General features: G+C 41.5%; 18 protein-coding genes. 9 read left to right on the top strand and 9 right to left on the bottom strand.

Annotated elements, in window-relative coordinates:
* Nucleotides 1–20: 20 nt before the first annotated feature.
* The 8 genes from ACOVQQ_RS07230 to ACOVQQ_RS07195 form a co-directional block, all read right to left on the bottom strand.
* The gene (locus tag ACOVQQ_RS07230; RefSeq protein ID WP_421817606.1) at nt 21–392 is read right to left on the bottom strand and encodes a hypothetical protein; all 372 of its coding nucleotides are present in this window, start codon (nt 390–392) and stop codon (nt 21–23) included.
* A 233-nt stretch (nt 393–625) separates the two neighbouring features.
* Complete coding sequence (locus ACOVQQ_RS07225) at nt 626–2,296, bottom strand: sodium/sugar symporter (RefSeq protein WP_421817605.1); 1,671 nt, start codon at nt 2,294–2,296, stop codon at nt 626–628.
* Nucleotides 2,293–3,342, bottom strand: coding sequence for a UDP-glucose--hexose-1-phosphate uridylyltransferase (locus ACOVQQ_RS07220; RefSeq protein WP_421817604.1), 1,050 nt, complete (start codon nt 3,340–3,342; stop codon nt 2,293–2,295). Before ACOVQQ_RS07220 ends, ACOVQQ_RS07225 begins: the two co-directional genes overlap by 4 nt.
* On the bottom strand, nt 3,336–4,511 hold the full coding sequence (gene galK / locus ACOVQQ_RS07215; protein ID WP_421817603.1) for a galactokinase: 1,176 nt from the start codon (nt 4,509–4,511) through the stop codon (nt 3,336–3,338). Before galK ends, ACOVQQ_RS07220 begins: the two co-directional genes overlap by 7 nt.
* Nucleotides 4,512–4,523: 12 nt before the next feature.
* Nucleotides 4,524–6,929, bottom strand: coding sequence for a beta-galactosidase GalA (galA, locus tag ACOVQQ_RS07210; RefSeq protein WP_421817602.1), 2,406 nt, complete (start codon nt 6,927–6,929; stop codon nt 4,524–4,526).
* 4 nt (nt 6,930–6,933) lie between these two features.
* Nucleotides 6,934–7,947 (bottom strand): glycoside hydrolase family 53 protein, encoded by a 1,014-nt coding sequence (locus ACOVQQ_RS07205; RefSeq protein WP_421817601.1) that lies wholly within the window; start codon nt 7,945–7,947, stop codon nt 6,934–6,936.
* Nucleotides 7,948–7,952: 5 nt separating this feature from the next.
* Nucleotides 7,953–9,029: a glycoside hydrolase family 53 protein gene (locus ACOVQQ_RS07200; protein ID WP_421817600.1), complete on the bottom strand. Its 1,077-nt coding sequence runs from the start codon at nt 9,027–9,029 to the stop codon at nt 7,953–7,955.
* A gap of 3 nt (nt 9,030–9,032) precedes the next feature.
* The gene (locus tag ACOVQQ_RS07195) at nt 9,033–10,082 is read right to left on the bottom strand and encodes an aldose epimerase family protein (protein ID WP_421817599.1); all 1,050 of its coding nucleotides are present in this window, start codon (nt 10,080–10,082) and stop codon (nt 9,033–9,035) included.
* Nucleotides 10,083–10,181: 99 nt separating this feature from the next.
* Between ACOVQQ_RS07195 and ACOVQQ_RS07190 the strand changes: the two genes are divergently transcribed.
* The gene (locus tag ACOVQQ_RS07190) at nt 10,182–11,180 is read left to right on the top strand and encodes a substrate-binding domain-containing protein (protein WP_421817598.1); all 999 of its coding nucleotides are present in this window, start codon (nt 10,182–10,184) and stop codon (nt 11,178–11,180) included.
* Between the two features lie 9 nt (nt 11,181–11,189).
* Here ACOVQQ_RS07190 and ACOVQQ_RS07185 read toward each other — a convergent pair whose 3' ends face one another.
* A complete protein-coding gene (locus ACOVQQ_RS07185) occupies nt 11,190–11,564 on the bottom strand; it encodes an SPOR domain-containing protein (RefSeq protein WP_421817597.1) in 375 nt (124 codons plus the stop codon).
* A 203-nt stretch (nt 11,565–11,767) separates the two neighbouring features.
* Here ACOVQQ_RS07185 and ACOVQQ_RS07180 point away from each other — a divergent pair, with 203 nt between their 5' ends.
* The 8 genes from ACOVQQ_RS07180 to ACOVQQ_RS07145 form a co-directional block, all read left to right on the top strand.
* Nucleotides 11,768–13,120, top strand: coding sequence for a c-type cytochrome (locus ACOVQQ_RS07180; protein ID WP_421817596.1), 1,353 nt, complete (start codon nt 11,768–11,770; stop codon nt 13,118–13,120).
* A 50-nt stretch (nt 13,121–13,170) separates the two neighbouring features.
* Complete coding sequence (locus ACOVQQ_RS07175; protein ID WP_421817595.1) at nt 13,171–16,236, top strand: TAT-variant-translocated molybdopterin oxidoreductase; 3,066 nt, start codon at nt 13,171–13,173, stop codon at nt 16,234–16,236.
* Between the two features lie 30 nt (nt 16,237–16,266).
* On the top strand, nt 16,267–17,670 hold the full coding sequence (gene nrfD, locus ACOVQQ_RS07170; protein WP_421817594.1) for an NrfD/PsrC family molybdoenzyme membrane anchor subunit: 1,404 nt from the start codon (nt 16,267–16,269) through the stop codon (nt 17,668–17,670).
* Nucleotides 17,663–18,187 (top strand): DUF3341 domain-containing protein, encoded by a 525-nt coding sequence (locus ACOVQQ_RS07165; protein ID WP_094486409.1) that lies wholly within the window; start codon nt 17,663–17,665, stop codon nt 18,185–18,187. The genes nrfD and ACOVQQ_RS07165 overlap by 8 nt, the downstream gene beginning before the upstream one ends.
* A 7-nt stretch (nt 18,188–18,194) precedes the next feature.
* Nucleotides 18,195–18,740, top strand: coding sequence for a c-type cytochrome (locus tag ACOVQQ_RS07160; RefSeq protein ID WP_421817593.1), 546 nt, complete (start codon nt 18,195–18,197; stop codon nt 18,738–18,740).
* A gap of 26 nt (nt 18,741–18,766) precedes the next feature.
* Nucleotides 18,767–20,332, top strand: coding sequence for a quinol:cytochrome C oxidoreductase (locus ACOVQQ_RS07155; protein ID WP_421817592.1), 1,566 nt, complete (start codon nt 18,767–18,769; stop codon nt 20,330–20,332).
* 18 nt (nt 20,333–20,350) lie between these two features.
* Complete coding sequence (locus ACOVQQ_RS07150) at nt 20,351–21,526, top strand: cytochrome c oxidase subunit II (RefSeq protein WP_094486412.1); 1,176 nt, start codon at nt 20,351–20,353, stop codon at nt 21,524–21,526.
* A 17-nt stretch (nt 21,527–21,543) separates the two neighbouring features.
* Nucleotides 21,544–23,108, top strand: a 1,565-nt coding sequence (locus ACOVQQ_RS07145) for a cytochrome c oxidase subunit I (RefSeq protein ID WP_421817591.1), incomplete at its 3' end; no start/stop codon positions are given.

Raw genomic sequence — 23,108 nt, 5'->3', positions numbered from 1 at the left:
AATCGAAGTAGCGTAAAAACTTAAACCGTTGCTTCGAGCATAGCCGTTTTTATCGAGCTTTTCTCAAGCCCTTGCAGTACGCCGTTTTCGTCGACATACGCTTTCGAAAAATTCTTCGTGTGGTATTTTTCCTTTAAAAATCCGAGTTTTTTGAGTTCCAAATCGCGTTGTTCTGCGTCTAAAATCAACAGATCGCGGCAAAATGTTTCTAAGTTTTCCTTGAATGATTGTTCCGCTTCTTCGGTTGTGTCTCCGTAGCCACTAACGAGTAAAGCAGGAGAAACAACTACATAAAAATCCCCATCTTTTCCTGAGAAAGTAAGCACTTTTAACTTAATCTCTTTGTCTTTAATTCGAATAGATTCTTTAATTTCTTTAAAATTAAAACTCATTTTTTGAACTTATTAAATAGTATTCGACGTTTATGTATAAAAGGCACAAGCAGATTATATAGTAACAAATATACAATGCTTATCCGCTAAAATTAATTCGCTGAAATCTGTTCGTGGGAATTTCGTCAAATATCTGTGCATTATGAGATAAAAATGCGCAATTAAATTTGAGTCTTTTAATTTCTAGCAATTGTTTATCAATGTTTTACGAGTAAATAGCTAGCTTGTACGTGCTACCAAAAAATTGTGTACAACGCTGTTAGTATTCCGAAGATGATTAGCGTCCAAACAGTAAAACCGGTTGAGGTTTTAAACATGCCTGGTTCGATATCTAGGCCTTTAGTTTCAACACCTTTGCGGGTTTCGTAAGTGCTAATTAACCACATGCCAATAATGCAAATCAGGAATACAAATCCCATACGATCAACAAACGGAATTTCGTACACACCCGACGCATTTGGAACGGCAAAACCATACGGATAAAGGAATTCTAACGAAACGACACCCGGTAAAAACTTAAACAATACAGATAAGATAAATCCGCAGATTGTAGCAAACAACGCAGCGTTGGCTGTCGTCTTTTTCCAGAAGAAGCCCAAAAAGAACATGGCAAAAATCCCGGGACTTACAAAACCGGTGTATTCCTGAATGTATTGAAATCCGCCTTTTTTATCGATGCCCAGCAAAGGCGCAACGATAACGGCAATAATCATGGCTACGACAACCGTGCGTTTTCCGATGGCTACCAATTTGGTTTCGTCGGCGGCTTTGTTCAAGCTTTTTTTGTACACATCGAGCGTAAAAATGGTGGCAATGCTGTTGGCTTTTCCGGCAAGCGAGGCTACAATTGCGGCAGTTAACGCGGCAAACGACAAACCTTTTAATCCGCTGGGTAGCAAATTTAGCAGCGTTGGATAGGCTTTGTCGGGATTTACGCTGCCGTCTTGTAAAAACTCGGCACCAAAGTAGCCGTTTTGGTAGAGCACATAAGCCGCAATTCCGGGTATAACCACGATAAGCGGCATCAGCAACTTCAGGAAGGCAGCAAATAAAATACCGTTGCGGGCTGTTTTCATATCGGCGCCGAGCGCACGTTGCGTGATGTATTGGTTACAACCCCAATAGTTGAGATTTATGATAAGCATACCGCCAATTAAAACCGATAAGCCCGGCAAATCGATGTAGTTTGGGTTGGTTTTCTCGAAAATCATGTGAAAGTGATCGGGAGCAGCTTTTTGCATAAGTTGGAAACCGCTCACAATACCTTCGCCACCTAAATGCGTTGCCACTAAATCGAGTGCGAGGTAAGTAGTGATGAGTCCGCCGAGAATGAGGAAAAATACTTGAATCACGTCGGTGTATCCAATTACTTTCATGCCGCCGAGGGTAATCATTATCGCAAAAAACGCCAGAAAGAACATACACAGATTAAGGTCTAAACCTGAAATTGCGTTAATAGCTAATGCGCCCAAATATAAAATCGACGTTAGGTTTACCAAAACATAAAGCAGTAGCCAAAAAATAGACATGATCATGGCTACGTTTGCATTGTAGCGTTGGTTTAGGTACTGCGGCATGGTGTAAATCTTGTTTTTAAGATACACCGGAATAAAGAATACAGCAACGATAATGAGGGTAAGAGCCGACATCCACTCGTAGGTTGCAATGGCCAATCCCATTTTAAAACCCGAGCCGCTCATGCCAATAAATTGCTCGGCGCTGATGTTGCTGGCAATTAGCGAAGCGCCAATGGCCCACCACGTTAGCGATCCTTCGGCGAGAAAGTAATCTTTGCTATCGGCCGTTTTCTGTTTTTTCTTTTTGTAGATGTACAATCCGTAGCCTACTATGATGAAAAAATAGAGGATAAAAACGGCATAATCTTGAAACGAGAGCGTGTTCATGGTTTTTGGTCTTTGTAGTGTTGGTTGGAAAGCGATTTTAGAATCTTGGCACTTTGCTCGGGCGTGATGTCGCGTTGGGCTTCAGCAAGCATTTCGTAGCCTACCATAAATTTTTTGACATGTGCATTTCGCAACAAAGGCGGATAAAAGTGCATGTGAAATAACCATTCTTCGTGCGTTTCGCCGTCGGTCGGAGCCTGGTGAATGCCTGCCGAGTAAGGAAACGAAGTTTGAAATAAGTTGTCGTATTTTACTGTAACAAATTTGAGCGCTTCCGCGAAAGCCAGATGATCGAATTCCGAAAATTCGGCAATGGATTTGTGATTTTTCTTGGAAAGCAACAGCGTCTCGTACGGCCAAGTTGCCCAGTACGGAACGACTACTGCGAAAGAATTGTTTTCAAATAATACGCGCTCACCGGCTATTAATTCTTCTTTAAGATAATCTGAAAGTAAGTTCGTTCCGTGTTCGGCGAAGTATTCTTTAAGTTGGTGTTGTGTGCGTTTTATTAAAGAAGGAATAGACTGTTGTGCCCAGATTTGTCCGTGTGGATGCGGATTGCTGCAACCCATGACGCTTCCTTTGTTTTCGAAAATTTGCACGTAGTTGATGTACGGTAAGCTGCCTAATTCCAGATATTGCTGCTGCCAAGTTTTACTGATTTCCGAAATATCGGTAACGGTCATTTCTGCTAAAGTTAGCGCGTGGTTCGGAGAAAAGCACACAACGCGATTTACGCCGCGTTCGGGAACCGATTTAAAGAATTGTGTCGATTTTGCCGGTTCTACGTTTTCGTTTAGCAAGGCGGGAAAGTCGTTTTCAAAGACATAACAATTGTCGTACATCGGATTTTGTTTTCCATTTGCACGGGTGTTTCCAGCGCAGAGGTAACAGTCTGGATCGTACGGTTTGCGTTCGCTTTGTGTTTGTGTTTCGGTTTGTCCTTGCCAAGGGCGTCCGGCTCGGTGTGGAGAAACTAGAATCCATTCGTCGAGCAACGGATTGTATCGTCGGTGTGGGTGTTGCAGTTTGTCGAATGCTACCATGTTTTCTTAATTTTCGCAGTTCCTTTAGAAATTTTTACGGGGTAGTATTTGAGTTCAATTCCAAATTCTCGGCTGTAGGCTGTTCTCAGCTGATTGATAAAATCAGGAACAGCCGCTTTCTTAATTAGGTTGATGCTGCAGCCACCGAATCCACCGCCCATCATGCGTGCTCCGAAAACCGCAGTATTTTTTTGCGCTTCGGCAACTAGGAAATCGAGTTCCGGGCAACTTACTTCGTAGTCGTTCGATAATCCACGATGTGTTTCCGACATTAAACTTCCGAGCGTTTCGAAGTCTTTTTCATTTAAAGCGTCGGCGGCTCTGCCTACGCGAGCAATTTCGGCAATTACAAAGGCACATCTTTTTAACCGAACGGCGCCTAATTCTTCGGCAACAACGGCTAAATGTTCTGAAGTACAATCTCTAAAATTTTGAACGTCGGGAAAGTGCTTTTGAATAATCGCAAAACTGCTTTCAACTTCTTGTCGGCGGTCGTTATAGCCCGAGGTTAAATGCGTATGTTTCACACAGCTGTCGATCAGCAGCAAGCAGTTTTCGTCGAGTTCGGCGTTGTAGTATTGGTAGGAAAGATCATCGCAATCGAGTTTGATAACCTGATTTTTCTTTCCGAAAACAGAGGCAAACTGATCCATGATTCCGCAATTCACACCTGCAAATTCGTGCTCGGCTTTTTGTCCCATCCGCGCAAGTGTTTCGCGAGTTAAACCCATGTCGAATAAGTCGTTTAGGGCAAACGCCATTCCACAAGAAACAGCAGCCGACGACGACAGGCCCGATCCCATGGGAATACTGCTGCTCAAAACCACATCAAAGCCAGAGAAGTGCAATTCGCGATTTTTTAATTCTTGAATGACACCAATCAGGTAGTTCACCCACGTTTTGTCTATGGGTTGGAGTTTTGTATTACTTTCAAATTCGTAGTAGTCGTTTAAATCGGCAGCAAAAAGCCGTATCGTTGTTCCCGACGATTTTTTTACAGCGAAGCAAACGTATTTGTTAATTGCCGCAGGCAGGACAAATCCGTTATTGTAGTCGATATGTTCGCCGATTATGTTGATGCGTCCGGGCGAAAGGAATACGGCGTCGGGTTCTTGATGAAATTGGATTTTAAATTGTGAAACCGTATTTCGGATGAGTTTTTTCTTCATCGATAAGAGCACTTAGGGTAGTTGTTTTAGGGTAATTTTTGTTGTTTGTAACGTATTCGAGTATGCTTCCACGGTGATGTCGCCAGCTGTTTTTCCCGCTTGTACGATCAGTTGACATTTGCCGTTAAAAGCGCTGCGTTGCCAAGTTCCGGGAGCGCATTGATCGGGTTCGTGGCTGCTTGGGTCGCCATTACCCACACCCAATATTTTGGCATTTTCGCTTACGCGGAATTTTATTACGTTATCGGCAACCGGAACTTCCAATCCGTTTTTGTCGACGATCGATACATTGATGATGGCGAGGTCGGTTCCGTTGGCGCGCATTTTTTCAACACTTGGCGTGAGTTTGATGGCAAACGGAGTGTCGGTTGTTTTTACTTGCGCACGAATGGTTTTACCTTTTTTGAGCGCAACTGCTTCCAGTGTTCCGGCGTGGTAGGGCACTTTCCATTTCAAGTGTCGGTTTCGAGGCATAATTTGTTTGCCAAGCGATTCGTTGTTGAGGAATAGTTCTACTTCATCGGCGTTCGAATTCACCCAAACATCGATTTCCTCACCTACTTTATCAGGCCAATTCCAGTGCGGAGAGATATGAAGAACATCTTCATCAGTCCACCAGCTCTTGTAATAGTAATAAATGTTTTTTGGGAATCCGCAAACATCCATAACGCCAAAATGCGAGTTAACGTTTGGCCATTGGTAGGGTGTGGGCTCGCCTCGGTAATCGAAGCCGGTCCAGATAAAACCGCCCAACCAGAAATCGTTTTCTGCGGCAAGCACCCACCATTCTTCGGCTCTGCTTGCCCACCAAGGAGCTGTGATGTCTTGATCGGGAACATAGGCGCGTTGTTTATCTACTTCGTAAATTCCACGAGTTGTTACGGTGCTTCCCATTTCAGTTCCGATAAGCGGTTGGTTTGGATGATCGCGGTGGTAATCGGCAACGGCGTTTTGGCGGTAGTTGAATCCTCGGATCGGAATTACTTCGTTTACTCCATTGAACTCATTCGGCATATCGGCAGCATAGGTAGAAGTTCGCGTCGGATCAAAGATTTTTTGTTGTGTTAATAAGGTTTGTGCGATTTTCTTCCCAGTTTCTGTTTTCTGAATCCAGCCCTCTTCATTGCCAATCGACCAAAGAATAACCGACGGATGATTGCGGTCGCGCTTAATCAAACGCTCAAATTGGTTTAAGTATTCCGGACTGCTATTTAGCAATCGTTGCTCGTCGACTACGAGCATGCCCAAACTGTCGCAGGCTTCTAAAAGCTCGGGTGTAGGTGCGTTGTGGCTGGCGCGATAGGCATTGCTTCCCATTTCTTTTAGTAAGCGAATGCGGTAGTACTGTAAATCGTCGGGCATTGCAGCACCAACACCTGCATGATCTTGGTGGTTGTTTGTACCTTTAATCTTGAATCGTTTTCCGTTCAGCGAAAAGCCTTTTTTTACGTCGAATTCAAAGCTGCGAATCCCAAATTTCACTTTTTCTTGGTGAATCTTTTGTCCGTTTTTTTCAACGACAACAACTGCACGATAGAGGTACGGATTTTCTAAATCCCAGCGTGTACAATTGTTGAGTGTAAGATTAAAGCTAGCGTCGGTTTTTCGGTGTGCACCAATCTGTAAGTTCTTTTTAGAAGAGCGCGTTATCTCTTTTCCATTGCGATCGGTAATGTATGTGTAAACCGAGCAATTATCGGAAGTTAGATTTTTGTTTTCCACCTCGAGTGCCACGGAAACGTTTGCTTTTCTGCCGGAAGGCGTAGCAGTTACAAATACAGTATGCTGTGGAATGTGAATTTTGTTTGTTTCATGGAGCCATACGTGTCGGTAAATGCCGGCACCTTCGTAGAACCAACCTTCGTACTGTGTGGCGTCGACGCGTACAACGAGTATATTGTCTTCTCCGTACTTCAGATAATCGGTAACATCGTACGAAAAGCCGAGGTAGCCACTTTGGTTTGTTCCTAAGTAAAAGCCGTTTAGCCAAACCGACGCATTTCTGAAAACACCGTCGAATTGTATTTCAAAACGATTGTTTTTGGAATTGCTACTTACTTGGAATCTCTTGCGGTACCAGCCAATACTGGTTTCGGGATATAATCCGCCAACGGGTTTAAAGCCGTGAGAAACCACATCGAAGTTGTCGGAATACACGAAGGGGAGTTTCACAGCCCAATCGTGCGGTAGCTGCACCTTAGTCCATGTTGTATCAACAAACTTCGGATCAATAGCTGTTTTTGCAGCGCCACCCGATTTCGAGAAAATTGTGGCTATGCTGTAATTGAAGTCTTTTTCTGCATTGGCAGCGTGTCCGAAATGAAACCGCCAGTCGTCGTCTAAAGATGTTCGTTTTTGTGAAAATCCGGTCCAAGTAAGTACTGTAAAAAGAAGTACAATTGAGCTAAGTTTCGACATACGTTTAGTTTTTGAAAGCGTTTAATGCAGGTGAGGGTCGGCCGTCGTTTTGCCAAGCACATAGTTTGTATTTGCTCCAGCTTTCGGCACCTTGTGGTTCCCAATATAAAACACCTAAGCCGTTGTTATTGGGAACGTTTCGAGTGGCTTTAATTGTGGCTTCGAGTAATTTGTAGGTGTTTTCAACTTGAGAAACTTCACCACCAACTTCCACAACAAAAACCTGTTTATTGTACTTTTTGCTGAGGTTGATCATGTTGGTTTCTAAGTCTGTTATTGTTTCTGTGTAATCTTTCTTAATCCAAAACGGATAGTATGAAAGCCCGATGATGTCGTATTGCACTCCGTGTTTGGTAGCCTGATCGAAAAAAGCATTGAACTTATCGATGTTGTTTCCTTCATCGACATGTACAATAACGCCCATGTTGGCGTCTACAGCTTTTGCAGCTTTATAGCCTTCGTTTAAAAGTTGCGCCAATTGTGGCCAGTTGTGCGTACAACCGTCGGGCCAAAGCATGCCTCCCGGAATTTCGTTGCCTATTTGAACCCATTCGGTAGTAACGCCTGCTTTTTTGATAGCGGATAAGACGTCGTAAGTATGATTATAAACGGCCTTTTTTAGTTTAGGAAATGCCAATTTCTCCCATGCTTTTGGTTTGAATTGCTTTGCAGGATCGGCCCACGAATCGCTGTAATGAAAGTCGATCATAATGCGAAAACCCAATTTGCTGGCGCGCAAAGCCAAGGCAACAGTTTCTTCTTTACTGCAATGTCCGCTTTGTGGGTTGTCATTTGGGTTTACAAACACGCGAAGTCGAACGGTGTTCATGCCGAGATCTTTAAGGATTTGAAGACAGTCCGCCGGATTTCCATTGGCATCTCTAAATACAAACCCGGTCGCTTCCATCTGCGGAAGCCAGCTCACGTCCGCTCCTTTTGCAAATTCAGCATTTGTTTGTGCAGAACTATAAATGTAGCTGAGCAATAATAAAATAGGCAACCAATATTTCTTTTTCATTGCGATTAATTACGGTCTCTAAATTGCGTCATTACAGGTAGTGCATCGTTGTTAAAATCCCAAAGTGCTTGGTTTTCCCAAGTTGAGCCATTGCTTGCAGTATTTCCGCGGAACGCAACCCATTCAGCACCCCAATAACAAAAGCCAATCCCGTGAGATGATTGATTTACAGTGTTGTAGATAGTCGACATAAAGCCGCTTTGTCCAGCCTCGGTTGCAGGAAATGCGGGAATTAGCTGGCTTGTTAGTCCCATGATGTTATTGGTGAAGTCGTTAAATCCAAGCGTGAACGGATAGGCGGTCTCGGCAATTACAACTTTTTTGTTGTATAAACCTCCGAGCGTATTCATAGTTTGCATCAAGTCGCTCAAACTTTTCCCATGCCAAATAGGGTAGTAGGAGAGTCCGATATAGTCGTAATCTAAATCTTTAACTTTATCAAAAAACCAATCGGAACCGTTCATACCAGCGAAGTGCAGCATAATTTTAGTTTGTGTTGATTGCGCACGAACCGCTTCAATACCCGCCGATGCTAGCGCTTTAAAATTTGCTTCGTTTGTCGATAAGCGACCTTCCGGCCAAAGCATTCCGTCGTTGGTTTCGTTTCCAATTTGAATAAGGTCGGGTTTAATTTGCGTCATAATCTCGGTCGTGTAACTTGCAACAGCCGTTTTAAGTGCTTCGAGATTCATGTTTTGCCACGCTTGTGGTTTGGTTTGATGTCCGGGATCAGCCCAAGTGTCGGAATAGTGCACGGTTAACCAAACTTTTAAACCAGCTTGATGTACGCGGTCTGCAAACGTTTTTACTTCTTGAAAACTGCTGCTCGAGGTTTCAGGATTATTCCAAATACGAATTCTAATGTAGTTACAGCCTGCGTTTTTTAAGGTAATGATCGGATCTTCGGGTACGTTGTTGTTTTTGAAAACTGTTCCTTCGCTTTCGATCAATGGTAAAAACGACATGTCGGCTCCGCGAATGAATTCGTCGGTAACCACATCAGGTGGCGTGGTGGTCGAATTGTTCTCGGATGAGCACGCTGCAAACAGTGCTGCTAAACAAAAAATGGCAATCTTTTTCATATTCTATTCGGTTTTATTTGTTTCAAATTGAAATATACTTTCGTTGAAATAGGTTTCGTGTGCTTGAATTATTGATTTCGGAAAATGTTTTTGGTTGGGCGCGTCGGGATAGTTTTGTGTTTCAAAACAAATACCCGAAGTTTCACCATAGTTGGCAAAGTTCTTCCCAGCAAGGGTATTAAAGCAATTTCCTCCTACATATATATGTACTGCGGGTTGATTGGTAAATACGGTCAGCTTAATTTTTGTAGACGGACTGTACAGCACTGCTGCTAGAGGTTGAGCGAGCGTAAATGTATTGTCGATCGAACGCGGACAATTTTGAACCTCAGTGAAATTTAAGGCGGTATTTATTGTTGGCACAATCTTTCCTGTAGGAATACCGTCGGGTTTCGTTTCGAGATAGGATTCCGAAAATACTTTTAGTTTTTGAGTTAAAACCGATCGTCCATCGCCATCTAAATTGAAATAACTGTGTTGTGTGAGGTTTATGGCTGTTGGTTGGTCTGTTGTTGCAGTAAATCGAACTTTTACAGCATTGTCGTCGGTTAAGACATAAGAAACAGTAACGCTTACCTCGGCGTTGTAATTAGCACTGTTGAGTTTTGTACCTATATTAAAGACTAATTGCTGTTTGTTGCTTTTTTCTGAGTCAAAATTCCAAATTTGGTTGCTCAGATTTTTAAAACCGCCATGGAGTTGGTGCGGTCCGTGATTTTGATCGAGCTGAACGATTTTTCCATCGAGTTCGAATGAGGCCTGATCGATTCTTCCGGCATATAAACCAACGGCAGCTCCTAAATAAGGTGCATTGGGTAGCGAAAATGAATTTTCATAATCGGCAGCCGAATCAAAACCCAAAACAACATCTATTTTTTCTGAATCTGAAACAGGAATTAACAGGTTTGTAATTGCTGCGCCATAACTCGAAACACTTAATTCGTAGCCGTTTGCATTCGATATTTTGTGTTTGAATACTTCGCGACCGTCGGCAAGCAAACCAAATGAGCTGGTAATTATATCGGAATTAAATTGCGAAATGTAATTTTTCATGGCTGTTTTTTTCAACTATTTTCAAAAATAGACACATTTTGGTAAATTGCAGACCAGTACCTACCGGTTTTACATAAAAACGCTACCGGTTTTTGAATTATGCGGATCATACAAGTAGATAAGGAGTCGGTCGTGCCGGCGTATAAACAGATTGTTTTTCAGGTAGAAATGGCGATTTTGAGTAAGCGCTTGTTTAAAGACGATCGTTTGCCTTCGGTAAATAAGGTTTGTTTGGAGAATAGGATTTCGCGCGATACAGTTTTTCAAGCGTTCGATGAACTGAAGCGGCGCGGAATTATCTATGCCATAATGGGTAAAGGCTATTTTGTCAAGACGGTCGATTTCCAGCAAGGACTGCGCTATTTCTTGTTGTTTGACGAATTGAATGCATTTAAAGAGCAGCTTTTTCAAGCGTTTATTTCTGCTTTAGGCGGAAAGGCACAAATAGATTTTTTCTTTCATCATTTCAATGCAAATATGTTTCGGAAGTTAATTCGCGATGCGAAGGGAAATTATGCGAAGTATATCTTGATGCCCTCGAATTTAACGGATATTGAAGATGTAATAGCGACGCTGCCAGTCTCCGACGTTTTTATCTTGGATCAGATTCGCGATTCTTTAGAAGGCTATCCGTCGATTTATCAAAATTTTTCAGCTGCCATGTATAATTCTCTATCGGAAGCAAAAGGAGCACTTATGAAATATCAGAAAATAAAATTGATTTTCACTAGTTATAAAGAACCGATTGGTATGGTGCGGGGATTTAAGCGCTTTTGTGAAGAAAACGACTTTTCTTATGAAATAGTGACAGACATAGCGCAGTTTCGTTTAGAAGTACGCTGCGTTTACGTAGTGCCTAACGACGAAGATTTGGTGTTTATTATTGAAAGCTGTTTGGAGAAAGGATTCCAAATAGGAGACGATGTCGGATTGATTTCGTATAATGATACAGCTTTAAAGCGGGTAGTTGCCAATGGAGTTACCACTATTTCCACCGATTTTGCTGCCATGGGAAAACGTTTGGCAGAGATGGTGTGGGACCAAGAGCAGGTTAAAATTGAGAATCCGAGCCGACTAATAGTGCGGAAGTCGCTTTAAGGCAATGTGCTACTTTTTAGGTTTAATAACCAAAGCTTGTTTGTAGCTCTTTTTAAGTGCGAGAAGTTGTCGTTCTGCTTCTATGCGTGTTCGAAAATTCCCAACCCAAAGTTTATATAAAGGTGCGCTAAACGACACTACGGCATCTAAATCGGGGAATTGCTTCTTAAATTCCGACATTTTTTTCTTCAATTCCTCGCTTGTGCCTGTATAAATTTGAATGCGATAGGTGTCAGAAAAGTTAATAACACTAGCTATTTTCTGTCTCTCTTTTAGGATTTTGTTCACACTCTCTTCGGTGGAAGAACTTTGATTTTGTCCGTAACTAAAACAGCATGCGAATGTTAGCGCGATGAGTGTAATCTGAAACGTCTTTACGTGCATCGATAATGAGTTTAAACAAATGTAAAAATTAAATTTAACTTGAAAATAGCTGTTATTTAGAGTCATTATAAATTATAAATTATCATAATTTTAAGGTTTTTCAAATTGGTGTTTCGTCGTATTTTTGCTCAAATTTTTGAGGGAGCGCTGTGTTTTGGTGAATTCTCAATAATTATACGCAAAAGACGATAATCAACTCTGATATGAAACTACCGGGTATTAGTCCTCTGATTTCAAAAACATCATTTTTTACTTTATTACTATTGGTCGTGGCGCAATTTGCGACACAGGCTCAGGCTCCGGCGGCAGCTGCTCCTGCTGCTGCGCCAGCCGCTGCTGCTCCCGCTGCAGCTGCTGCTCCTGCTGGTGCTGGTGATCCTGTTGCAGGCAAGGCTTTATTTAATGCCAATTGTGCTGCTTGTCACAAATTAGATGCCAAGATGACTGGACCTGCACTTCGCGGTGTGGCTGAGCGTCTTGACAAAGAATTTCTTTACAAGTGGATCAAGAACAGTTCTGAGGTAATTAAATCTGGCGATGCATACGCTGTAAAAATTTTTAACGAATACAACAAATCGGTAATGACTGCTTTTCCGCAGTTAACAAATGCCGATATTGATAACATCTTGGCGTATACTTCGCAGCCAATTGAAGCTCCAACCACAACTGTTGCTGGTGCAGTTCCTGGCGGTCCTGCGGCGGAAGATGGAAGCACAAACGCAATTATATTAGGTGCGCTCATTTTAGTTTTAGCGATATTGATTTTCATGCTCGTTAAAGTTAATTCGGTGCTTACACAAATTGCTAAAAACAACGGAACGCTTCCTGAGCCAAAAGTAGCAGGTACGCCAATTTGGAAAGCATATGCTAAAAACCAGTTCTTAGTATTGGTGACAGCTATTTTCTTGTTGCTTTCGAGTGCTTACTTCGTGTATGGATTTTTAATGCAGATAGGTGTCGATCAAGATTATGCGCCAATTCAACCAATACACTACTCTCACAAAATTCATGCTGGTGATAACGGTATCGATTGTAAATACTGTCACTCATCGGCTCGAGTTTCTAAACACGCAGGTATACCTTCACTTAACGTGTGTATGAACTGCCACAAAAACATTGCTGAATTCGTTGGTGATAAAGACTCAACATATACAGAATATTCAAAAGAATTCTATACTGCTGAAATCCAAAAATTATATGATGCAGTAGGTTGGGATAAAACCAATCAGAAATATACGGGAAAAACGAAACCAGTTAAGTGGGTACGTATCCATAATCTTCCCGACTTCGCATACTTCAATCACTCTCAACACGTAACCGTAGCGGGCATCGAATGTCAGAAATGTCACGGTCCAGTTGAAACGTACGAAATACAAAAACAGTTTGCTCCGCTTACAATGGGATGGTGTATTAATTGTCACCGCGAAACAGAAGTGAAAATGGAAGGAAACGCGTATTACGACAAAGTACACAAAGAATTGTCTAAAAAGTACGGTGTAACAAAATTAACTGCTGCACAAATGGGTGGATTAGAGTGCGGTAAGTGTCACTACTAGTCCGATACACAGAGTAAAAAAATAAAGTTTCTAGCCTAACATCGAAAAGAATGTCATCAAATAAAAAATACTGGAAAAGTGTTGAAGAGCTAAATGAAAATAGTTCTATTGTTGACGCATTGAGAAGCAATGAGTTTGTAGAAGAAATTCCGACAGATTCGTTTTTAGGAAATGCAGATAAACTAAATGCTACCGGAACCTCTAGACGAGATTTTCTAAAGTTCGTAGGTTTCTCTACTGCAGCGGCAACATTGGCGGCTTGCGAAGGTCCGGTTCATAAATCCATTCCTTATGTTGTGCAACCAGAATCAGTGATTCCAGGTGTAGCAGATTATTACGCTACAACTGTTTTCGATGGTTACGACTTTGCCAACGTTTTGGTGAAAACGAGAGAAGGCCGACCAATTAAAATCGAAAATAATAAAACTGCAGGTGCTACTTTTTCTGCAAATGCGCGTGTTCATGCGTCGATTTTAGGTCTTTACGATAATTATAGAATCAAACAACCTTCAATTAAAGGTAAGACTGCCGATTTCGATACGGTTAGTAATGCCATTTCGAAAGCCTTAGCTGATGCCAAGAGCGCTGGAAAACAGGTTGTTTTGTTGACTCCGACAATCGCTAGTCCGACAACTTTTAAACTTATTGCAGAATTTATCGCTGCAAACCCAACAGCAAAACACGTAATGTACGATGCTGTTTCTTCTTCGGCAGCTCTAGACGCCTATCAGCAAGCCTTCGGAACAAGAGGTTTGGTTGATTACGATTTGTCGAAAGCAGATGTAGTTGTGGGAATTGGTGCCGACTTCCTTGGCGATTGGCAAGGTGGAGGTTACGACAAAGGATATGCATCTAAACGTGTTCCGAAGAATGGAAAAATGTCAAAGCATTTCCAGTTTGAAGCGAACATGACTTTGTCTGGTGCAGCTGCCGACAAGCGTGTACCAATGTCAAATTACCAGCAAATTCAAGCACTTTTAACTGTTTACGGAGTAGTTACTGGAACAGGAGTAAGTGGTAACGTTGATGCAAAATACAAAGACGCTGTTTCAAAAGCAGCTCAACAATTAAAAGCAGCTGGTTCTAAAGGTGTTTTATTGTGTGGAATCGACGATAAAAATGCACAATTATTAGCATTAGCTATAAATGCTGCGCTTACTTCTGAAGCATATACTACTGCGGGAACTAGATTAGTTCGCCAAGGTTCAAATGCTGCAATAGCACAAGTATTACAAGAAATGAATGCCGGTAATGTGGGTGTATTGATTACATCACACGTAAATCCAGTTTATTCATTACCAAAATCATACGGCTTTGAAGCTGCGATGAAGAAAGTTCCGACTTCAGTATTCATAGGTTTACGATCTGATGAGACTGCTGTTGCTTCTTCAATTGTTATTGGTTCAAATCACTACCTAGAATCTTGGGGTGATTACTCATTGTTGAAGGGAAGCTATGCTTTAGCACAGCCTACTATTCGTCCACTTTTTTCTGCTAACAAACAGTTTGAAGATGTTTTATTGGCTTTAACAGGTCGCAAAAATCTTTCATATTACGATTATCTTAAAGCTAATTTCCCGGTAGTTTCTGGTGGATTAAGCTGGGGTAAAGTTCTACACGATGGTGTAAACGGAACGTATGCAATAGGTCAGTCAACAGGTGTTGCTGTTGGAGATGCTGTTACTGTTTTATCTGCTGCGAAAAGCGAAGGTCCTTACGAATTGAATTTATATTCTAAAGTAGGGATGGGCGATGGTCAACATGCCAATAACCCGTGGTTACAAGAGTTCCCAGATCCAATTACTAGAGTGTCTTGGGATAACTACGCAACTGTTTCAAAAGCCGATGCTGATAAATTAGGTTTGGTTAATGTAAATGTTGCAAACGGTGGTTTGAACGGTTCCTATGTTAACTTAACTGTAGGATCTGCGAAATTGGAGAAAGTTCCAGTAATCATTCAGCCAGGTCAAGCTCCAGGTACAATTGGGCTTTCTTTCGGTTATGGTAAGAAAGAAGGATTAAAAGAAGAGATGCAAGTGGGTAGCAACGCATTTATGTTGTACCAAAATTTCAAATCCTCAGTACCTGTAAGTATATCAAAAGCCGACGGTGAGCACGAATTTGCTTGCGTTCAGTTGCACAAAACTTTGATGGGTCGTGGCGATATTGTTAAGGAAACTAGTCTTGAAATCTTCAGAACGGAAGACGCTTCTAAATGGAACGTTGCTCCGATGGTTTCCCTAGATCACAGTCCAGTTAAAGCTGTTGAAGTTGATTTGTGGGATTCTTTCGATCGTTCTACCGGGCATCACTTCAACTTGTCTATCGATTTAAATGCATGTACAGGTTGTGGCGCTTGCGTTATTGCGTGTCATGCTGAGAATAACGTTCCAGTTGTTGGAAAGTCGGAGGTGAGAAGAAGCCGCGATATGCACTGGCTGCGTATTGACAGATACTACTCAAGTGAAACGACTTTCGAAGGTGATAACGAAAAGAAAGAAAATTTCGATGGATTAACTGGTGATAAAGGATCGTTAGGCGGTTTCTTAGAATTAGAATCCGCTTCGGAGAATCCACAGGTAGCTTTCCAACCTGTTATGTGTCAGCACTGTAATCATGCGCCTTGTGAAACTGTTTGTCCGGTTGCCGCAACATCGCATAGCCGTCAAGGACAAAACCACATGGCTTACAACCGTTGTGTTGGAACGCGTTATTGCGCCAATAACTGTCCATATAAAGTAAGAAGATTCAACTGGTTCTTGTATAATAACAACGACGAGTTTGACTTCCACATGAACGATGATTTAGGGAAAATGGTTCTAAATCCTGATGTTAATGTTCGTTCACGTGGAGTTATGGAAAAATGTTCGATGTGTATCCAAATGACCCAAGCTACTATCTTAGAAGCTAAACGTTCAGGCAGAGAAGTTCGTGCAGACGAATTTGAAACCGCTTGTTCGGCAGCATGTTCTTCTGGTGCTATGAAGTTTGGAGATGTAAATAACAAAGACAGCGAAGTTGCTTCATTGTTGAATGATGAGCGCATGTATCATTTGTTAGAGCACGTCGGGACAAAACCAAACGTGATGTATCATGTTAAGGTTAGAAACGTTTAATTGACTATTAAGTAATATCATAAAGGAAATATGTCGTCTCACTACGAAGCACCCATCAGAAAACCTTTAGTAATTGGTGATAAATCTTATCACGACGTGACTGTTGATGTTGCTGCGCCTGTTGAAGGTAAAGCAAACAAGCAATGGTGGACTGTCTTTCTTATTGCACTCACTGCTTTTCTGTGGGGAGTTGGTTGTATAACTTATACCATTTCTACAGGTATTGGAACCTGGGGATTGAACAAAACAATTGGTTGGGCTTGGGACATCACCAACTTCGTTTGGTGGGTTGGTATTGGTCATGCAGGAACACTTATCTCGGCCGTACTTCTCTTATTCCGTCAGAAATGGAGAATGGCAATTAACCGATCTGCGGAAGCGATGACCATATTTTCGGTTGTGCAAGCAGGTTTGTTTCCAATCATCCACATGGGTCGTCCATGGTTGGCATTTTGGGTATTACCAATTCCAAACCAATTCGGTTCGTTATGGGTTAACTTTAATTCGCCGCTTCTTTGGGACGTTTTCGCGATTTCAACATATCTCTCTGTTTCATTAGTTTTCTGGTGGACAGGTTTACTTCCTGATTTCGCTATGATTCGCGACCGCGCTGTAACGCCATTCAACAAAAGAATCTACTCAATATTATCGTTTGGTTGGTCAGGTAGAGCTAAAGACTGGCAACGTTTTGAAGAAGTATCACTTGTACTTGCAGGTTTAGCTACGCCACTTGTACTTTCCGTACACACAATCGTATCTTTTGACTTTGCTACCTCGGTAATTCCAGGATGGCATACTACGATTTTCCCACCGTATTTCGTGGCTGGTGCAGTATTCTCAGGTTTTGCGATGGTTAATACGCTCCTTATCATCATGAGAAAGGTATCTAATCTTGAAGCATACATTACCATACAGCATATCGAATTGATGAACATCATTATTATGATTACAGGTTCGATTGTAGGTGTTGCTTACATCACTGAGTTGTTTATTGCTTGGTATTCAGGTGTAGAATTTGAACAATATGCCTTTTTGAACCGAGCAACTGGACCTTACTGGTGGGCATATTGGTCGATGATGACTTGTAATGTGTTTTCACCTCAGTTCATGTGGTTTAAGAAATTAAGAACGAGCATCATGTTCTCATTCGTTATTTCGATTGTAGTAAACATTGGCATGTGGTTCGAGCGTTTCGTAATTATCGTTACTTCGCTACACAGAGATTATTTGCCTTCAGCTTGGACAATGTTCTCGCCGACTTTCGTAGATATTGGAATATTTATAGGTACTATAGGATTTTTCTTCGTGTTGTTTTTATTGTATGCTCGTGCTTTCCCTGTTATCGCTCAGGCAGAAGTTAAGACAATTTTGAAGTCATCTGGAGAATATTACAAAAAGAGAAGAGAAGCTAATAAAGACGTACACCATGACTAATAAAGTTATCCACGCCATTTATAACGACGACGATGTCTTAATGGATGCAGTAAAAGCAACCCGTGCGGCACATCATCATATAGAAGAAGTTTACACACCTTTCCCTGTTCACGGACTAGACAAAGCAATGGGATTGGCTCCAACTCGACTAGCAATCTGTGCTTTTCTTTACGGAGTTTGTGGGATCAGTTTCGCAACTTGGATGATGAACAACATCATGATTGTTGACTGGCCGCAAGATATTGGTGGTAAACCAAGTTTTAGTTATATCGAGAATATGCCGGCTTTTGTGCCTGTTATGTTTGAGATGACCGTATTTTTCGCTGCACACTTAATGGTAATAACATTTTACATGAGAAGTAAATTGTGGCCTTTTAAGGAAGCTGAAAATCCAGATGTTAGAACTACCGATGATCATTTTCTTATGGAAGTTGAACTAAAAGGTTCAGAAGAAGAAGCCGTGAGTTTCTTTAAATCTACTGGAGCTGTCGAAGTTAAAGTTATAGAAAAGCACTAATTCAGCCATGAAACATATATTAAAGATTAGTTCCATTTTTGCTTTGTTTGTTTTGTTGACCTCTTGTCATGATAAGAAGAGTCCAAACTACCAGTACTTTCCTAACATGTACGAGTCTGTTGGCTACGAAACTTATTCTGAGTCTAGTGCTTTTAAAAATGGTCAAGAAGCGCAGCTTCCACCAAACGGTACCTTGAAAAGAGGAGCAGAAATTTACGATTTGCCAAATACGACTGCAGGCTACGATGCATCTAAATTAGTTGTGACTTCACCTCTAGACTCTACGCAGGTGGATATGAAAAAAGCTGAGGAACTTTACAACGTGTATTGTGCCATTTGTCACGGCGAAAAAGGAAACGGACAAGGGAACCTTGTAAAAAGAGAAAAGCTTTTGGGTATTCCGAGCTATAAGGATAGAGTTATCACCGTGGGTAGTGTGTTCCATGTTCAAACTTATGGTTTGAATTCAATGGGATCTTACGCGAACCAACTAGATGCCAAAGAGCGTTGGATGGTAGCTGCCTATGTTATGAAATTAAAAAGCGAACTGTAATATCTTAATTTACTGAACTACGGATTATGTACACTATATCACGCAATCTTAGAATAACAGCAATTCTCCTGATTATACTCGGAGGAATAGGTATTGCAGTGGGCTTTATGCAAGCTCCAAAGACTATTGAACAGGCTCAAGAAATTATTGCAAAAAATAGCGAGCATGGCGGCCATAGCGAAGCTCACGGCGCTGCACATACTTCAGGGCATGGGGATACTCACGCTGCATCAAAAGAGGTAGCTCACAAAGACGCCGCTCATACTGAGGAAACTAAACATGAGGGTGTTGCACACGAAAATGTGGCACACAAGGTCGATACTATTAAGAAGGCCGTCGATACTGTAGAAGTTGCTGCAGCTGACGTGAAGTCTTCTGAAAGCATTGTAGCAAAAGATACCGCAGTAGCTCCTGTGGATCCAGTAGCCCATGAAAATGCAGCAAAAAAAGGCGTTCATGCCGCACATGATGATCACGCAGCTCACCAAGCACATTTAGAGCACCAATTCCACCAATTGCAAAACAAGCCTTGGGCTGCTTTATATGTGGCGTGTATTTTTGTAATGCTAATCTCATTAGGGGTGCTTGTATTCTACGCAATTCAGCAAGTAGCACAGGCCGGATGGTCTCCAGTATTGTTTAGAGTAATGCAAGGAATCACTGCGTATCTTCCGGTAGGTTCAATTATTTTCTTTGTGATATTAGTATTGTCTGCTATGCACTTTAATCATCTGTTCGTATGGATGGATGAAGAGGTGGTGAAGAATGATAAATTGATCCAAGGCAAAGCTGGATATTTGAATCCGACATTCTGGTTGATTCGCGCAGCTATTTTCTTAATCGGATGGAATCTATATCGTTATCTATCAAGAAAGAATTGCTTGGCACAAGATGCTGCTTCTGACGACAGCTTCTATAAAAAGAATTTTAAACTTTCGGCGGGTTTCTTAGTGTTTTTTATTGTGAGCGAGTCTATTATGGCTTGGGATTGGATTATGTCATTCGATCCACACTGGTTCAGTACGCTGTTTGGCTGGTATGTGTTCGCTAGTTTCTTCGTAAGTGGAATTACTACAATTGCATTAGTGACACTTTACCTACAATCAGTGGGTGAGTTGAAATTCGTGAATAGCAGCCACGTTCATGATTTAGCGAAATTTATGTTTGGTATCAGCGTATTTTGGACGTACCTATGGTTCTCGCAGTTCATGTTGATTTGGTATGCAAACATACCTGAAGAAGTTACGTACTTCGTTCAACGAATAGAAGATTATAACCTACCATTCTTCGGAATGCTCGTTATGAATTTCCTTTTCCCATTATTGATTCTAATCAATACGGATTTCAAACGTGTCAAATGGGTAATCGTAATGGCAGGTATCGTAATCTTGTTAGGACACTACGTTGACTTCTTTAACATGATCATGCCATCGGCTGTTGGCGACCAGTGGTTCATCGGAATTCCAGAAATTGGAGCACTCATGTTCTTTGTAGGTTTGTTCCTTTTGGTTGTATTTACCGCGCTTGGAAAGGCAGATTTACTCGTGAAGCGCAATCCATTTATTGAAGAAAGTAAGCATTTTCATTATTAATTTTAAAGATTTAAACAGATGCAAAGTTTGTTGGTAATTATTGTCGTAGCCTTGTTGGGGATTGCTGTTTGGCAACTGACAAAGATATTTCAGTTAACACAGGCCAGGAAAGGTGGTTACGACGATTCTCAAATCGCAAATGACAAAGACAACAATATCCAAGGTTACCTTATGTTCGGTTTCTTGGCGTTCATCTATATCTTTACAATTTACGGTTTATTAAAGTGGGGTCACTTAGTACTCTCTAACCCAGCTTCCGAGCACGGTAAAGACATCGACCAGTTGATGAATATAACTTGGGTGGTAATTTTTATCGTACAAGCAGTGACTCAAGTATTACTTCACTATTTTGCTTTCAAGTACAGAGGCAAAAAAGGTAATGTAGCTCTTTATTTTGCAGATAACGATCGCCTAGAATTCATTTGGTCCGTTATCCCTGCAATTGTTTTGGCCGGTCTTATTTTATATGGACTTTACGCTTGGAACAACATCATGTTCGTTGATGAAGAAGACGACGTAATGATTGTTGAAGTGTACGCAAAGCAGTTTGGTTGGGAAGTGCGTTATGCTGGAAATGATAACGAGCTTGGCAAAGCAAACGTTCGTTATATCGAAGGTGTAAATAGCATGGGTGTTGATATGTCGGATCCTAATGCCCAGGATGATAAAACGGTAACGGGTGAATTCCATATCCCAAAAGGTAAGAAAATTTTATTCAAGTTTAGAAGCCAGGATGTTTTGCACTCAGCGTATATGCCACACTTTAGAGCACAGATGAACTGTGTTCCTGGAATGGTGACGCAATTTGCCTTCACTCCAACGCTAACTACCGACGAAATGCGCAACGATCCAAAAATGATTGAGAAAGTTGCCAACATCAATAAAATCCGAATCCAAAAAAGTAATGAATTAAAGGCTGAGGGTAAGGCGCCTCTTGATCCTTACATCTTTGATTACTTGCTTTTGTGTAACAAGATTTGTGGTGCTTCGCATTATAACATGCAAATTAAACTTGTTGTAGACACACCGGCCGACTTCAAACAGTGGCTTGATGCTAAGCCTACTTTAGCGCAAGCTGTGAAAGAAGCAAAAGCTGCTGAGGAAGCTCCTGCTGAAGGTGCTGCCCCTGCAACAGAACCAGCTGCGGCTCCAGCCGATGCTCCAAAAACAATGGCTCAAGTTTTAAGAAAATAATTTAAAAGTATAATATTATGTCAGCAGCGCACGCACACGACCACGCATTGGATCACGCTCACGACCATGAGCACCACCACAAGGATACTTTTATTACAAAATACATCTTTAGTATTGACCACAAAATGATCGCCAAACAGTACCTGATTACTGGTATCATTATGGGTGTAATAGGTATTGGAATGTCTTTATTGTTCAGAATGCAGTTAGCATGGCCTGAACAATCTTTTAAAGTTTTTAGTTTCTTTTTAGGTGATGATTTCGCACCAAACGGAGTTATGCGAAATGACATCTATCTGGCTTTAGTTACCATTCACGGTACCATTATGGTATTCTTCGTTCTTACCGCTGGTTTAAGTGGTACGTTTAGTAACTTACTTATTCCACTGCAATGTGGAGCACGAGATATGGCGTCCGGTTTTATGAATATGATTTCATACTGGTTATTCTTCTTATCGAGTGTAATCATGGTGTCGAGCTTATTTGTTGAATCAGGGCCAGCTTCTGCTGGTTGGACAATTTACCCACCGCTTTCTGCAGTACCACAAGCAATTCCGGGTTCAGGAACAGGTATGACGTTATGGTTAGTTTCGATGGCAATTTTCATCGCTTCGTCTTTGATGGGTTCATTAAACTACGTTGTAACTGTAATCAACTTGAGAACTAAAGGTATGTCGATGACACGCTTGCCGCTTACCATATGGGCCTTCTTTATCACTGCTGTTATCGGTATTATCTCGTTCCCTGTTCTTTTATCTGCTGCTTTATTGTTGATTATGGACAGAAGTTTTGGAACGTCTTTCTTCTTATCAGATATTTATATTGCTGGAGAAGTACTGCACTACCAAGGTGGTTCACCTGTATTATTCGAGCACCTTTTCTGGTTCCTCGGACACCCTGAGGTATACATCGTATTATTACCAGCTTTAGGTATCACTTCTGAAATTATTGCAACAAATTCACGTAAACCAATTTTTGGTTACCGTGCTATGATTGCTTCGATTTTAGCAATTGCGTTCCTTTCAACTATCGTATGGGGGCACCACATGTTTATATCGGGTATGAATCCATTCTTAGGATCGGTATTTACCTTCACGACTCTTTTGATTGCGATTCCTTCGGCAGTAAAGGCGTTTAATTACATTACTACATTGTGGAAAGGAAATCTGCAGTTAAACCCTGCGATGTTGTTCTCAATCGGATTGGTTTCAACATTTATTACAGGTGGTTTAACAGGTATCATCCTTGGTGATAGTACGCTCGACATCAACGTTCACGATACGTATTTTGTTGTTGCGCACTTCCACTTAGTAATGGGTATCTCGGCACTGTACGGTCTATTCGCGGGTGTTTATCACTGGTTCCCAAAGATGTACGGTCGTATGATGAACAAAAATTTAGGTTACATCCACTTCTGGGTAACTGCGGTTTGTGCTTACGGAGTTTTCTTCCCAATGCATTTTATTGGTATGGCTGGTTTACCACGTCGTTACTATACCAACACAAACTTCCCATTATTTGATGACTTACAAAACGTAAACGTACTTATTACAGTTTTTGCTTTAGTAGGTGGCGCTTTCCA

The organism is Flavobacterium sp. (genome assembly GCF_049240005.1).
Classification (GTDB): domain Bacteria; phylum Bacteroidota; class Bacteroidia; order Flavobacteriales; family Flavobacteriaceae; genus Flavobacterium.
This window is presented reverse-complemented; position numbering and strand designations above follow the sequence as displayed.

What these genes read in the sequence shown, in the direction of transcription:
- ACOVQQ_RS07180 (WP_421817596.1), top strand. Translation starts at nt 11,768, where the DNA reads ATGAAACTACCGGGTATTAGTCCTCTGATTTCAAAAACATCATTTTTT.
- ACOVQQ_RS07165 (WP_094486409.1), top strand. Translation starts at nt 17,663, where the DNA reads ATGACTAATAAAGTTATCCACGCCATTTATAACGACGACGATGTCTTA.
- ACOVQQ_RS07195 (WP_421817599.1), bottom strand. Translation starts at nt 10,082, where the DNA reads ATGAAAAATTACATTTCGCAATTTAATTCCGATATAATTACCAGCTCA.
- galK (WP_421817603.1), bottom strand. Translation starts at nt 4,511, where the DNA reads ATGAAGAAAAAACTCATCCGAAATACGGTTTCACAATTTAAAATCCAA.
- ACOVQQ_RS07200 (WP_421817600.1), bottom strand. Translation starts at nt 9,029, where the DNA reads ATGAAAAAGATTGCCATTTTTTGTTTAGCAGCACTGTTTGCAGCGTGC.
- ACOVQQ_RS07225 (WP_421817605.1), bottom strand. Translation starts at nt 2,296, where the DNA reads ATGAACACGCTCTCGTTTCAAGATTATGCCGTTTTTATCCTCTATTTT.
- ACOVQQ_RS07220 (WP_421817604.1), bottom strand. Translation starts at nt 3,342, where the DNA reads ATGGTAGCATTCGACAAACTGCAACACCCACACCGACGATACAATCCG.
- nrfD (WP_421817594.1), top strand. Translation starts at nt 16,267, where the DNA reads ATGTCGTCTCACTACGAAGCACCCATCAGAAAACCTTTAGTAATTGGT.
- ACOVQQ_RS07230 (WP_421817606.1), bottom strand. Translation starts at nt 392, where the DNA reads ATGAGTTTTAATTTTAAAGAAATTAAAGAATCTATTCGAATTAAAGAC.
- galA (WP_421817602.1), bottom strand. Translation starts at nt 6,929, where the DNA reads ATGTCGAAACTTAGCTCAATTGTACTTCTTTTTACAGTACTTACTTGG.
- ACOVQQ_RS07160 (WP_421817593.1), top strand. Translation starts at nt 18,195, where the DNA reads ATGAAACATATATTAAAGATTAGTTCCATTTTTGCTTTGTTTGTTTTG.
- ACOVQQ_RS07155 (WP_421817592.1), top strand. Translation starts at nt 18,767, where the DNA reads ATGTACACTATATCACGCAATCTTAGAATAACAGCAATTCTCCTGATT.
- ACOVQQ_RS07185 (WP_421817597.1), bottom strand. Translation starts at nt 11,564, where the DNA reads ATGCACGTAAAGACGTTTCAGATTACACTCATCGCGCTAACATTCGCA.
- ACOVQQ_RS07190 (WP_421817598.1), top strand. Translation starts at nt 10,182, where the DNA reads ATGCGGATCATACAAGTAGATAAGGAGTCGGTCGTGCCGGCGTATAAA.
- ACOVQQ_RS07205 (WP_421817601.1), bottom strand. Translation starts at nt 7,947, where the DNA reads ATGAAAAAGAAATATTGGTTGCCTATTTTATTATTGCTCAGCTACATT.
- ACOVQQ_RS07150 (WP_094486412.1), top strand. Translation starts at nt 20,351, where the DNA reads ATGCAAAGTTTGTTGGTAATTATTGTCGTAGCCTTGTTGGGGATTGCT.
- ACOVQQ_RS07175 (WP_421817595.1), top strand. Translation starts at nt 13,171, where the DNA reads ATGTCATCAAATAAAAAATACTGGAAAAGTGTTGAAGAGCTAAATGAA.